At 33.0% G+C, this 14,052-nt stretch carries 12 protein-coding genes and 1 CRISPR repeat array (1 of these 13 only partly in view); of the genes, 9 read left to right on the top strand and 3 right to left on the bottom strand.

Going from position 1 to position 14,052, the window contains the following annotated elements; translation table 11 throughout:
- Positions 1 to 2 precede the first annotated feature (2 nt).
- Complete coding sequence (locus tag AC6FXG_RS06345; RefSeq protein ID WP_500572009.1) at positions 3 to 662, bottom strand: uracil-DNA glycosylase; 660 nt, start codon at positions 660 to 662, stop codon at positions 3 to 5.
- Positions 663 to 782: 120 nt separating this feature from the next.
- On the opposite strand from AC6FXG_RS06345, the gene AC6FXG_RS06340 reads away from it, so the two are divergent.
- The 3 genes from AC6FXG_RS06340 to AC6FXG_RS06330 are packed head-to-tail and all read left to right on the top strand — an operon-like array spanning position 783 to position 2,856.
- The gene (locus AC6FXG_RS06340) at positions 783 to 1,391 is read left to right on the top strand and encodes a class I SAM-dependent methyltransferase (RefSeq protein WP_500572008.1); all 609 of its coding nucleotides are present in this window, start codon (positions 783 to 785) and stop codon (positions 1,389 to 1,391) included.
- Positions 1,392 to 1,414: 23 nt separating this feature from the next.
- Positions 1,415 to 2,350 carry an alpha/beta hydrolase gene (locus AC6FXG_RS06335; RefSeq protein WP_500572007.1) on the top strand — a complete coding sequence of 312 codons (936 nt, stop codon included), beginning with the start codon at positions 1,415 to 1,417 and terminating at the stop codon, positions 2,348 to 2,350.
- Between the two features lie 14 nt (positions 2,351 to 2,364).
- Complete coding sequence (locus AC6FXG_RS06330; RefSeq protein WP_500572006.1) at positions 2,365 to 2,856, top strand: methyltransferase family protein; 492 nt, start codon at positions 2,365 to 2,367, stop codon at positions 2,854 to 2,856.
- A 37-nt stretch (positions 2,857 to 2,893) separates the two neighbouring features.
- Here the strand turns inward: AC6FXG_RS06330 and AC6FXG_RS06325 are convergent, their stop codons facing one another.
- Positions 2,894 to 3,139, bottom strand: a complete 246-nt coding sequence (locus AC6FXG_RS06325; protein ID WP_500572005.1) for a 7(1) septoil knot domain-containing protein — start codon at positions 3,137 to 3,139, stop codon at positions 2,894 to 2,896.
- Positions 3,140 to 3,208: 69 nt separating this feature from the next.
- Positions 3,209 to 4,471 (bottom strand): PDDEXK-like family protein, encoded by a 1,263-nt coding sequence (locus AC6FXG_RS06320; protein WP_500572004.1) that lies wholly within the window; start codon positions 4,469 to 4,471, stop codon positions 3,209 to 3,211.
- Between the two features lie 199 nt (positions 4,472 to 4,670).
- On the opposite strand from AC6FXG_RS06320, the gene AC6FXG_RS06315 reads away from it, so the two are divergent.
- From AC6FXG_RS06315 to csn2, 6 genes are all read left to right on the top strand, one after another.
- Positions 4,671 to 4,943: a type II toxin-antitoxin system RelB/DinJ family antitoxin gene (locus AC6FXG_RS06315; protein WP_500572003.1), complete on the top strand. Its 273-nt coding sequence runs from the start codon at positions 4,671 to 4,673 to the stop codon at positions 4,941 to 4,943.
- Positions 4,944 to 5,108: 165 nt separating this feature from the next.
- Positions 5,109 to 6,455: a DUF4357 domain-containing protein gene (locus AC6FXG_RS06310; RefSeq protein WP_500572002.1), complete on the top strand. Its 1,347-nt coding sequence runs from the start codon at positions 5,109 to 5,111 to the stop codon at positions 6,453 to 6,455.
- A gap of 237 nt (positions 6,456 to 6,692) precedes the next feature.
- Positions 6,693 to 10,820, top strand: a complete 4,128-nt coding sequence (cas9, locus tag AC6FXG_RS06305; protein ID WP_500572001.1) for a type II CRISPR RNA-guided endonuclease Cas9 — start codon at positions 6,693 to 6,695, stop codon at positions 10,818 to 10,820.
- A complete protein-coding gene (gene cas1, locus AC6FXG_RS06300) occupies positions 10,817 to 11,695 on the top strand; it encodes a type II CRISPR-associated endonuclease Cas1 (protein ID WP_500572000.1) in 879 nt (292 codons plus the stop codon). Before cas9 ends, cas1 begins: the two co-directional genes overlap by 4 nt.
- Complete coding sequence (cas2, locus tag AC6FXG_RS06295; protein ID WP_500571999.1) at positions 11,685 to 12,005, top strand: CRISPR-associated endonuclease Cas2; 321 nt, start codon at positions 11,685 to 11,687, stop codon at positions 12,003 to 12,005. Before cas1 ends, cas2 begins: the two co-directional genes overlap by 11 nt.
- Positions 12,002 to 12,670 carry a type II-A CRISPR-associated protein Csn2 gene (gene csn2, locus AC6FXG_RS06290; RefSeq protein WP_500571998.1) on the top strand — a complete coding sequence of 223 codons (669 nt, stop codon included), beginning with the start codon at positions 12,002 to 12,004 and terminating at the stop codon, positions 12,668 to 12,670. Before cas2 ends, csn2 begins: the two co-directional genes overlap by 4 nt.
- Before the next feature lie 40 nt (positions 12,671 to 12,710).
- A CRISPR array of direct repeats spans positions 12,711 to 14,052; the repeat unit is 36 nt; unit sequence GTTTGAGAGTTATGTAATTTCATATAGGACTAAAAC; it runs 478 nt beyond the window's last position.

Below are 14,052 nucleotides of genomic sequence, written 5' to 3'. Positions count from 1 at the left end.
ATTCACCTCGTTTTAAAATCAATCGGCTGGTAGCCAAAATTTATCAAAGCCTCATTTATTTTAGAAAAAACACCCGATCCCAAAAAACCGCGATAGGCTGAAAGCGGAGACGGATGGGCAGATTTTATAATAGCGTGACGATCGTCGATATTTTTCTCCAAAGCCTGGGCCTCCTTGCCCCATAAAACAAAAACCAGTGGGGAAGGATGGTCGTTTAACTTCTCTAGAACAAAATCAGTAAAGACCTTCCAATTTAAAAAATCATGGCTCAAAGGCTGACCAGAGCGAACAGAAAAAGTCCTGTTCAAAAGTAAAACTCCCTGCTGGGCCCAGGATGACAAATCACCAGACGAGTTTTTGATTCCCAAATCATCCTCTAACTCCTTAAAAATATTTCTTAAGGAAGGCGGCAACTTGTCGGCCCTAGTTGAAAAAGCTAAACCATCTGCAACCCCCGGCGTGTGATAAGGATCTTGACCCACAATAACCACGCGTGTCTCCTTGTAAGCAGTCAGATTAAAGGCCCGAAAAACATCCTCCTCCCCAGGAAAAATATCGTATGACTTCCGCTCGTCGGCCAACTTCTCCATCAAGTCCACAAAATAATCGCTATTAATAATGGGAGATAAAACCTCCCCCCAATCATTGGTAAATAATTCCATAAACCAATAATACCACAAGCCCCGCCCCTTATCAAGGAGAAAAAAATAAAATAAAATGTAAACAAAAAATAAAAATTGTGCTATAATATAGATGATAATAATTATCAATAGGAGGCCTAAATGTTTAAGAAATTTTTAGAAAATTTTAGAAAGCCAAAAGACAATTTTGGCGGCAGATTCATGTTAAAGAGCATGAATAAAGGGCATGAAAAATTAGCAAGTTGGGGTAGGTCTTACTTAGAAATAAAAAAAGAATATACAGTCCTGGATTTGGGGTGTGGCGGTGGACGTAACATTGAATACTTTTTAACTAAAGCTAATAAAGTATATGGGATTGACCACTCAGAGACGAGTGTAAAAATGGCAAGGGAGATAAATAAAGAAGCGATTGAGTCCGGCAGATGTCAAATTTCAGTGGGAGATGTAAGGAGCCTTCCTTTTGAAAATGAATCCATAGATATCATCACAGCTTTTGAAACTATTTATTTTTGGGATGACATAGAGGAATGCTTTAAAGAAATTTATCGCCTTTTGAAAAATGGTGGACAGTTTTTAATCTGTAATGAAGTCTCATCTATGGATAGAAGAGATGTTAGAATATTAGCGCATAAGATAGAAATGCAAGTATACACGCCAGACGATTTGACAAAAATGCTTACGAATATCGGTTTTTGTTGTGCCTATCATTTAGATGGGAAAAAACAACTAGCATTTATTGGGAAAAAATAAATTTTTTAAATGAGGTAAATAAAATGAGCTTAACTTATAAAATTGCATCGTCAATAGTGAGACTCCTTGGAGTTAAAAAAATGTTTTTAAAAGACAAAGACGAGATGCTTGAGTACGCAAGGGGAGAAAACACAAAAAAGGTTTTTGATTTAAAGAAGGCAAGAAAAAGGGCAGAGAGAAAAAATTATTATCTCTTCGATAGAGATGTCATGGGCTACAGATTGGTCTCTTATCAAAAAAACCAAAGCCCTGCCTCTGGCGCAGTCCTTTATTTTTTCGGCGGAGGTATGATCACTGGACCTGATAAGTTAGATTTTTCTTTGGCGGAAAGAATAATGGAAAAAACAAATAAAGACGTATGGTTTTTGTTTTATCCCCTTTGCTCGGAAGATATAAAGGTGGATAAGACATACCAAGTCTCATTTGAGACCTATAGACTGATGACACAAACTTACAATCCAGAAAATATAAGCGTGTTGGGATTTTCGTCGGGAGCCTGCTTGGCCCTTGGAATATTTTTGCACAACAACGCCTTGGGGCAACCCATTAAGATGTCTGGCAAAATAATCTCGGTTTCACCCGGCGGCATACCCGATGTAAGTCTTGATGAAAATAAAGAGATTTGGGAAAAATTAAATGCACTTAATCACAAAGACATAATAATTGATCCAACCTATTTTATAACTGCAAGGGAAATTACAAAAGGTGATGAAGACATACCCGAATATATGCTTGACGGAAGAGTGGGAGATTTTACCGACTTTCCGAAAACATATTTTTATTACGGCGAAAACGAATGCCTCTATGCCTTTGCTGACGAATTTAAAAAAGCCATGGAAAAATACCAGGCCCCATACGAAATCATTGTAGGCAAGGGAATGTGCCACTGCTACCCGCTTTTAAGATTTTTTAGAGAAGGCAGACAAGCGCAGGACCAAATCATTGAATTGTTAAAATAAATCGAGGGCAGCAAATGAAAACGCAAACAAATAAAATGCCGACCTTTGGAGTTGGACCAATATATGTAATCACCTGTTTGATATTGACAATAATTGCCCTAATCCTATCCCATTATGGATACTTAAAAGCTGGCCAAGTTGACCAAGGAATAATCTATTTTAAAATACTTGGAGGGCTTTCGATTTTGTTCGGACTAAATTTATGGATAAGGGCAGTCCTAATACAAAAAATAAATGCAAAAGTAAAAGAAAACAAACTAATCACAGACGGAGTCTACGCAATCGTCAGAAACCCAGTCTACTCAGCCTTTATATTTTTATTCACGGGCGTGCTACTAATGGCCCACAACTATCTGCTCTTAATATTACCTCTAATATACTGGGCCTTCCTAACCATACTCATGAAAAACACAGAAGAAAAATGGCTGCGCGAAAAATTCGGCCAAGAATACATCGAATACTGCAAAAATGTAAATAGGATCATCCCGTGGAAAAGGAGAAAATAAAAAGCGGTGGATAGCCACCGCTTTTTGCTTGGGAAAATTATTCCATGTAGATTGAAAAGTCAGGAAAATGGTCGACCACTTGGATTTTTACATCTGGGAAATGTTCAACGAATTTCACCTTAATCGTATCCTTTATAAAGGACCTGCTCTTTAAGACCTGGACCTTGTAGTCAGGGAAGTGCTCAACGATTTGAACAGAAATGTCTTCGCCAGACCTTACCTCTTTGAAGGCAACATTTTTGCCCTTGAGAGTTTGAAAATAGGATTTGTTTAGCTTGCTCATAACAGCTCTCCTTTCAGAATAAAAAAATTTAATCTTAGCTTGCTTATATAAACTAATTATAAGACAAGATTAATCTACAATTATATGGATAAAGTCCTCGACTTCTTTTGTAATCTTTTTAATTAGATCATCAAGTCTATCGTAATCCATTAGAATATTGACAAGGTCAGGATCCATATCAGTGAAATTAATGTCCTTTTCATTTGCCTTTACACTTTTCCACCCAAACCACCAATCTGAAAATTTATAATCTTTACTTATGAGTTTGTTTTTAAGTAATTCATATGATTTGGACTCTGTGTTTATATTTTTGATTCCAAGTCTTAACCCATAATATAAATACCAGTTTCTATCATATTCAAATTTTAAAAATAGCTCCCCAATATCTTTAAATTGGCCCAAGCTGTAGATAATTCCATAATAAGATGTTTTTTTAGCTCTGTAATAGAAATTTTTTATAATTGTTTCCGAATACCAAGGATTAACTGGTCCAAGGTCTTCGTCGCGAGCGGTTTTTCTATAATTGAGGCCAGAGAAATTTCTAAACATCTCGTCTAGAGACTCTTCAAGTTTTTTCCAAAACCTCATCTGTAGATCTGTCTTGGCATCGATGATAGCTGGCTGTATGCTGTTTGCCATATTAAAATTTTCAGGGGATTCCAATAAAAAGTTCATAACATCCATAGTATAATCTACATCCTTTCCAGTTATTTTTTCTAATAAGTCTGCATACTGAATAAGCACTTCCCTAAGGGCGGGCTCTCTGGCAGAAATTTTAATACAATTTTCAATCCAAGTTAAAATTTCATTGTTATAGGAAATCAAATTCACCTGGTCTAAATTACTTGCACTATCTTCAGATGGAGCATGGCCCATAAGAGTCAGATAAAAAACTTTTTTGACATCGGCTTGGTACTCGTCAGCGAATTTTATATACCTGTCTATCTGTTCGTATTGATCGCCAGCAAAGATTTTATTTTCAATGATGATTGCATACTTTTTATCCTTGACATTTTTATCCTTGACATTGCAAGAAAAAAACAAGTCCATTCGTCCATCGGGAAAAGCCTTCTCCCTCTCAACATATATAATTTTAAGATCATTAGGACCTATATCCTCAGCTGATATAACGCCTGTGGTCTTTAAAAAGTTAAACATAAATTCTTTTTTAAACTTGCAATCGTTCAAAATCGAATAAATAAGCTTGGAGTGGAGATTAACCTCGTCATAGGGATTTAAAAGCTGGGAAAAAACATTAAAATCCGACTTCATACTATCCAAAAGCTTGTACTTGTTGTAGATTAATTTAAGCTCGTAAAAAAATTTTTCCATAAAAACCTCTTTAAAATATTTAGAACTGGATTTCAGTTATGATTTAATTAATTAAATCATATTTGTATAATTATAGACTTTAATTTAGGAAAAGTCAATTTATTATATAAATATAATTTTTATTAACATATTTTTTGTAATGACAATGTATTGACTATGCCCGAATTTGTGTTATAATTAAATTAAAGGAGATGATTAAATGGCAACAACAAATTTAAATATAAGAACAGATAAAGAAATTAAAGAAGCAGCAGAAAAAATATATTCCGAATTAGGCTTAAATATGACAACTGCGATCAATATGTTTTTAAGAGCAAGCATTAGAGAAAGCGGCCTTCCTTTTGATGTAAAATTAAATGTTCCAAACGCAGAAACCATAAAAGCCATAGAAGAAGGCAGAGCTCTAGCTAAAGATCCTAATGCAAAATCCTATGATAATATAGAAGATTTGAGGAAAGCACTTGAAGTATAAGATAAGGTTTACTAATCGTTTTAAAAACTTTAAGCTTACATAAAATTAAAAAGGTACTTACTAACTATAGGTGCTTTTTTATTTAAAATTCATGAAATATTATTAGAAATATGATATAATATAGTAAAGCGGTTTTAAACAAATATTAATATTTTGGAGGAGTCTATGACAAACGTAAGTCAAAGTATAAAAATTAATATGCTTCAAGGAGATCCAGATGGAGTATTAAAATGCACTGAATATAACTGGAGCGGTCTTGTTTATAAGGCTAAAGAGAATTTCATAAATATAACATCTGATGATGCAAACTTAGCTATGAGAGCCCTGTACATATTGTTTTTTGTTGACAAAAAATCTGGAGAAAAATATTTTCATATTGGTCATGCAAAACATTATGAAGATAAAAACAAATTATTAATTTATAGTGGTGGAGTCCTCGATAGAAACAAGATAAAAATCGAATCTGCTATTTTAATCCAAAAGGAAAATGACAATATTACCGAGTCAGAGTTTAATTTTATGAAGAGCCAGCTAGAAGTCAAGATATCTTCTTCTAATGAGTATAAAAAATTTTCTCAAAGCAGTGGCTTTGCCGATAGTTTGAAGAAGACACAAAAAACGGATCCAAATAAATTTATTAGCAATTCTATAAAAATTATGAAATGCTTGGGATACAATATCTTTGATCAAAAATTTCCGATAGTCTATGATGAAGATATGTATTTTTTAAGTATCAGAAACAATAAGCAAGGCATGCAAATTGAAGCTTGTGCAAAGGTTGTAGAAGGCAAGTTTAGAGTCCTTGAAGGAAGTATGACCGCTCAAAGAAATTATAAGAATATAAGCTCTCAGGCCGTTAAAGAGAGAAAAAAAGGTCATATTGAAAAGAAAAGCGAGCAAAGAAAATTCATTAAAGATTATGACTATGATTCAATAAACCTAGCTACACAAGTAATTTTGGGCAGGTCTAGCGGTTGGAGAGAATCATGGATAGATAATAATGGCAACCAAATAGGAGTTAAATATCCAGATGACTTAAACTCTGTTAAAACTATAAGAAAACCCTATGAAAAGCCAATACAAATTCAAAAGCCTACACATCAAGAAGAACAAAAAGTTAAAGAAAACATCGAACAAGCTGAGCAAAAAATAAAAAACAATAGGAAAACTAGATATTCCATAAGTGATGATATAGTTTTAGCTTATACAAAACCAAGAAAATTAGTAGTTGATAATATGAGCTATGATGTAAATAACTGGAATGAACTCTTGGTAAAAGCAGCTAGAGTTTTATATGAGATTAAAAAGAAAGACTTTCAGATTCTAATATTTATGGATAAATTTGAGAGTAAATTTTCAAGAAGAAAGAGTGATTTGCGCACACCTAGATTTGTTGGACCTGGTATTTATATAGAAACAAACCTTTCTGCAAAAGATATTAGAAAGTTTGTTATGGAAATGTATAAGGCCTTTAATCTTGAAGAGTACGTCTACTTTTATTTACAAGAATAAGATATAAAACAAGTGTTAATAAATAATTTACATCAATAATTTTTGTGCGATTATATGTTATTTTATGTAAGAATAATTTTAGGCAATAAAAAAAGCTTGCTATCGCAAGCATAGTGCAGAACATCTGCGGCCTATAAATAGGCGGTTTGAATAAATTTTTATTTGAACTCGTCATGTAATTTCACACATATTATAGCATGGGGAAATTTATTTGTCAAGTGTTTTAGGAGGTAATTTATGACAAAAGTAAAAGATTATTACATAGGGCTTGATATCGGCACATCATCTGTTGGTTGGGCAGTAACAGACGAGGCTTACAATGTTCTAAAATTCAACTCCAAGAAGATGTGGGGTGTTCGTCTTTTTGAAGATGCCGAAACTGCTGAAGAAAGGCGGGGGCAAAGAGGGGCCAGGCGAAGGCTTGACCGCAAAAAAGAACGCTTAAGTCTCTTGCAAGATTTTTTTGCAGAAGAAATTGCCAAGGTTGATCCGAATTTCTTTTTGCGCCTAGATAATAGCGATCTTTATATGGAAGACAAGGACGATAAGTTAAAGTCTAAATATACTTTATTCAACGATAAGGATTTTAAAGACAAGGATTTCCATAAAAAATATCCGACTATCCATCATCTCCTTATGGACTTGATTGAAGATGATAGTAAAAAGGATATTAGACTGCTTTATTTAGCTTGCCATTACTTGCTTAAAAATCGTGGCCATTTTATTTTTGAGGGACAAAAATTTGATACAAAGAGCTCCTTTGAAAATTCTTTAAATGAATTAAAGGTCCACTTAAATGACGAATATGGCATTGATCTTGAATTTGATAATGAAAATTTGATAAATATACTTACAGATCCTAAGTTAAACAAGACAGCAAAAAAGAAAGAACTTAAAACTGTTATTGGAGATACAAAATTTCTAAAAGCTGCATCTGCTATTATGATTGGCAGCTCTCAAAAGCTGGTGGATTTATTTGAAAATCCTGAAGACTTTGATGATTCCGCAATCAAATCAGTGGATTTTTCAACTACGAGTTTCGATGATAAATACAGCGACTACGAGTTAGCCCTGGGGGATAAAATTGCCCTTGTAAATATTTTAAAAGAAATTTATGATTCATCTATACTTGAAAATCTTTTAAAAGAAGCCGATAAATCAAAAGATGGCAATAAATACATTTCTCAGGCCTTTGTAAAAAGATATAGCAAGCATGGTTATGATCTCAAGGAATTTAAGCGCCTTATTAGGGAATATAATAAATCAGCTTACTACGAAATCTTTAGAAGTGAAAAAGTAAGTGATAACTATGTTTCCTACACCAAGTCAAGCATCTCTAATAACAAGAGAGTTAAGGCGGATAAATTTACTAACCAAGAAGCTTTTTATAAGTTTATTAAAAAACATCTAGAAACTATCAAAGATAAAATTATAAAAAATAATGCAAGCAAGGACGACCTTGAAATAGTAGATGAGATGCTAAAGGACATGGAATTTAAAAATTTTATGCCTAAGATAAAATCTTCCGATAACGGAGTTATTCCTTATCAATTAAAACTTATGGAGCTAAATAAGATTCTTGAAAACCAATCCAAACACCATGAATTTTTAAACGCATCCGATGAATATGGAAGCGTTTGTGACAAGATTGCTTCAATTATGGAATTTAGGATTCCATATTATGTTGGCCCATTAAATCCTGAGTCAAAGTATGCTTGGATTAAAAAGCAAAAGGACAGCAAAATCACGCCATGGAATTTTAAAGATGTAGTTGATCTGGATTCTTCAAGGGAAGAGTTTATAGATAGCCTAATTGGTAGGTGCACATATTTAAAAGATGAAAAAGTTCTGCCAAAGGCCTCGCTTATCTACAATGAGTATATAGTTTTAAATGAACTCAATAATTTAAAAATAAATGACCTGCCTATTAGTGAAGAAATGAAGAAGAAAATCTTCGACCAACTCTTTAAGACCAGGAAAAAAGTAACATTAAAGGCTGTCGCTAATCTTCTCAAGAAAGAGTTTAATATAAACGGAGAAGTCCTATTGTCCGGCACAGATGGAGATTTCAAACAGGGGTTAAACTCTTATAACGATTTTAAGGCCATAGTTGGGGATAAGGTTGATAATGACGACTATAGGGAAAAAATTGAAGAAATTATCAAGCTAATCGTACTCTATGGAGATGACAAGTCTTACTTGCAAAAGAAAATAAAGGCTGGATATGGTAAGTATTTCACAGATTCAGAAATTAAAAAGATGGCTGGCCTAAATTACAAAGACTGGGGCAGGTTAAGTAAAAAACTGCTCGCAGGTCTAGAGGGTGCCAATAAAAACACCGGCGAAAGTGGAACTATAATCCATTTTATGCGTGAGTACAATTTAAATTTAATGGAATTAATGAGTGCCAGCTTCACCTTTACAGAGGAAATTCAAAAGCTAAATCCAGTTGACGATAGAAAATTTTCTTATGATATGGTTGATGAGCTTTATTTATCACCTTCAGTTAAGAGAATGCTGTGGCAAAGTCTAAGAATAGTTGACGAAATTAAAAACATAATGGGAAATGACCCACAAAAAATTTTTATTGAAATGGCCAGGAGCAAAGAAGAGGTCAAGGCTAGAAAAGAATCTAGGAAAAATCAGCTTTTAAAATTTTACAAGGATGGTAAAAAAGCCTTTATAGCAGAACTTGGAGAAGATAGGTATAATTATCTGCTAAGTGAAATCGAAAAAGAAGAAGAATCTAGATTTAGATGGGATAACCTCTATTTATACTACACCCAACTTGGCAGGTGTATGTACAGTCTTGAGCCAATTGATATTTCAGAGCTTTCATCTAAAAACATCTACGACCAAGACCACATTTATCCAAAGTCAAAAATTTATGATGACTCAATTGAAAACAGAGTATTGGTCAAGAAAGATTTAAATAGCAAAAAGGGCAATTCATATCCAATACCTGATGAGGTTCTAAATAAAAATTGCTATGCTTATTGGAAAATTCTCTTTGACAAGGGACTAATAGGTCAAAAGAAATACACAAGATTAAGCCGTCGTACAACATTTACTGATGATGAACTAGTCCAATTTATATCTAGGCAAATAGTTGAAACCAGACAGGCAACCAAAGAAACTGCAAATCTTTTAAAAACTATTTGCAAAAATTCAGAAATAGTTTACTCCAAGGCGGAAAATGCTAGCAGATTTAGGCAGGAATTTGACATTGTAAAATGCCGGACAGTAAATGACCTCCATCACATGCATGACGCCTATATAAATATCGTTGTTGGCAGTGTTTACAATACAAAATTCACCAAAGATCCTATGAACTTTGTTAAAAAACAAGAAAAAGCCAGAAGCTACAACCTAGAAAACATGTTTAAATATGACGTAAAGCGTAGGGGCTATACAGCTTGGATAGCAGACAATGATGAAGGCACTGTAAAAAATGCTACCATCAAGAGGGTCAGAAAAGAGCTAGAGGGTACCAACTACAGATTTACAAGGATGAATTATATAGGGACTGGCGGCCTCTTTGATCAAAACCTAATGAGAAAAGGCAAGGGACAAATCCCACAAAAAGAAAATTCTAAAAAATCAGATATAGACAAGTATGGCGGCTACAATAAGGCAAGCTCAGCCTACTTTATTCTGGTAGAAGCAGATGGCAAAAACTCCAGAGAAAAAACTTTAGAGACCATTCCAATTATCATCCACAATAAAGTTAAACATGGAGATAGAGAAGCGCTTGATAATTATCTAAAAGAAAATCTTGGTTTGAAAAATCCGAAAATATTAATTGATAGAATAAAAATAAACTCTTTGATTAAGTTGGATGGATTTTACTACAATATAACGGGTAAGACGAATGATTATTATCTCATAGCTCCTGCTTTACAGTTGATTTTAAATAAGCCTAATCAAAAGACAATAAGAAAAATTGATAAATTCTTAACTAGAAAATCGAAAGATAAGGATGCTAAAATATCTTTATTAGATAACATTAAAGATCAAGACCTGTTAGATCTTTATGATAATTTACTTTATAAATTAAAGTATTCTATATTTTCTAATAGAATAAAAAACTTATCCGAGATTGTAGAAAATGGCAGAGATATTTTTATAAATCTCTCCACAGAGGATAAAGTGTTTGTCTTAAATGAAATACTACTACTTTTCCAAAGTATTAATAATGGTGTTGATTTAAGCTTAATTGGAAATGTTAACAAAAAGACTAATAAGCCGATTAAAGCCTCTGGGAAGACACTTTTATCGAAAAGATTAAATTACCAAGAAATTAAACTCATAAACCAATCAATCACAGGCCTCTTTGAAAACGAAGTAGACTTGTTAAAATTATGACCTGGAGAGTTGTGGTCATAGACAATCGTGCGAAACTTGAATTAAAACTAAGCCATCTTGTCGTAAGGCAAGATGGCAACAAGGTTCGCAAAATTTACTTAAAAGACATATCTCATATTGTTGTAAATACGACCGAGGCCTCTATTACATTTGCACTATTAAATGAGATTGTCAAAAACAAAATCAAATTAATATTCTGCGATGAAAAGCGGAATCCCACAGCAGAGGTATCTCCATTTTATTCATCCTACAATACCAGTGAGAAAATTCGCTCACAAATAAATTGGGATGATTATATAAAAGGTGATGTATGGCAGCTAATAGTTAAGCAAAAAATAAAAAATCAAATGAAATTACTTAAATTCTGTGGGAAAAATGAATACACTATGTTAGAAAAATATATAGATGAAGTTGAATTTTACGACAGCACAAATAGAGAAGGACACGCTGCAAAGGTTTATTTTAATGCCCTCTTTGGAAAAGATTTTTCAAGGAGTGATGATTCTAATTTAAATGCTGCCCTAAATTATGGCTACTCAATCTTATTATCATCTATAAATAGACAAGTTGTATCAAATGGATACATAACACAAATTGGCATATTTCACGATAATATGTTTAACCAATTTAACCTATCAAGCGATCTAATAGAGCCATGGAGGGGTATTGTTGATGACCATGTTTATAACAGCGTTAAAAAGACCTTCGATCAAGACCAAAAGTTTGAGTTAATTAATCTATTAAATAAGGAGATAGCAATAGACAATAAAAAAACACGAGTAAATCAAGCAATAGACATATACGTTAGGTCTGTTTTTGATGCCCTAAACAATAGAGACCTATCACTATTAAGGTTCCCCAAGTATGAGTTATAGATATATGAGATTAATAGTAATGTTTGATCTCCCTACACTAAATGCAGCAGATATGAGAAACTATAGGGAGTTTAGAAAATTTTTAATTAAGAATGGTTTTATGATGATGCAAGAATCAGTTTACACAAAAATTGCCCTCAACCAAAGCATGGCACAATTGATAGCCAATAAAGTCAGAGATAATAAGCCAGATAAAGGCCTAGTACAAATGTTTATAATAACTGAAAAACAATTTTCAAGAATGGAAATACTGGTCGGAGAAGTATCAGATGAATACATTACAGACGATAGGAGGTTAATCATACTATGAACCTTGTAAGTGAACAATTTGAAAACTCTTTTGAAATAAAATCAAAAACTCTAAATACTCTTGTTATAGAAGACACAAGAAATTTTGCAAACTTTATTAGAACATTAATAGAAGTTAGCAATAAAGAAAGTGAAGAGATTGAACTAATAGACAACTACAAGAAATTAGATGTCTCTAAAACCACCGACATAATATTCGACCTATTTAATATAGAGGCCAATGCAGCTACTATATTAAAAAAACTTTACACAGAACTCGAAGAAGACTTATGTTCAGAGGACATGTATATAAAAAAGATAGAAATGGAAAGCACTATTGCAAATATTGTAGATGAATTAGCATACAGGTCTAGATTTTCTCTAAAATCAGATGAAATAAACTACCAAAATTTCTTTAAAGCACTCTTGGTAGAGTTTGATTATGAGAAAACGTCAATTTTAGACAGATTAACCGAATATATAAAGGTAAGCTCAGAATTATTGAATAAAAAATTATTTATAATAGTAAACCTAGATAGCTTTTTGACCGAAGAAGACTTACTTGAATTAAGCAATTTCCTATGCTACAATGAAATTAAGCTTTTAGCCCTCCAAAATAAAATCACAAGAGAAGTCAAAGCTTGTGAACATTTAAGAATAATTGATCAAGACCTATGTGAAATATAGCTTACGTCATGGCTATTAACTCTAAACCCAAGAATTTGAGGTTTGAGAGTTATGTAATTTCATATAGGACTAAAACTAAAGAGAGAGGAGGAAGCAGACGTACAACAGTTTGAGAGTTATGTAATTTCATATAGGACTAAAACTATATATGCTAGCTAAACGACCGCCAGCACGTTTGAGAGTTATGTAATTTCATATAGGACTAAAACTGAAGCAGACGAACACGAGAGAAAAAGTAAGTTTGAGAGTTATGTAATTTCATATAGGACTAAAACTAATGCAAGGCTTTTTTATAAAAGTAAATCGTTTGAGAGTTATGTAATTTCATATAGGACTAAAACTAACGAAATACAATGGACAACCCATAGTATGTTTGAGAGTTATGTAATTTCATATAGGACTAAAACGCATATTGCCATAAACATAAGCCATATCGTGTTTGAGAGTTATGTAATTTCATATAGGACTAAAACCTACGAAAGGGAAAAGAAGGTCAAAGATAAGTTTGAGAGTTATGTAATTTCATATAGGACTAAAACGTATTCAATGCCCTTTGGGATGCCGTATCTGTTTGAGAGTTATGTAATTTCATATAGGACTAAAACAGATAAAGATTAATACCAAGGCGGGGTGCTGTTTGAGAGTTATGTAATTTCATATAGGACTAAAACTGAGTTTAATAAAACCAATATGCAGATGCTGTTTGAGAGTTATGTAATTTCATATAGGACTAAAACTATGCGTAGAGCAAATGGTACAGGCACAGTGTTTGAGAGTTATGTAATTTCATATAGGACTAAAACAGTTACATTCAGGGCAAACAATTACGCTTTGTTTGAGAGTTATGTAATTTCATATAGGACTAAAACACGCAGTGTTGGGGGTTTTCTTTTTGGATAGTTTGAGAGTTATGTAATTTCATATAGGACTAAAACCTTTTTATATCTTCTGTTACTGTGTCTATAGTTTGAGAGTTATGTAATTTCATATAGGACTAAAACTGACTATAGGGTTTACCATGATCTATGGATGTTTGAGAGTTATGTAATTTCATATAGGACTAAAACTAACGCTCGCAAAATCTTCAAGCTTCTACGAGTTTGAGAGTTATGTAATTTCATATAGGACTAAAACATTGCCAAACTTAACTAGGTAAACCTCTCTGTTTGAGAGTTATGTAATTTCATATAGGACTAAAACATTAAGGACAAAAAACAAAATAAAGAGCCTGTTTGAGAGTTATGTAATTTCATATAGGACTAAAACTTGTTGGGACTTCAGGCTTAAAAGGAGTCGGTTTGAGAGTTATGTAATTTCATATAGGACTAAAACGAGGTATTGGTGAAGATGTTCAACCTGATCGTTTGAGAGTTATGTAATTT

It is taken from the genome of Ezakiella massiliensis (assembly GCF_059862345.1).
The sequence above is the reverse complement of the archived record's forward strand: the minus strand, read 5'-3'. Positions and strand labels throughout refer to the sequence as shown.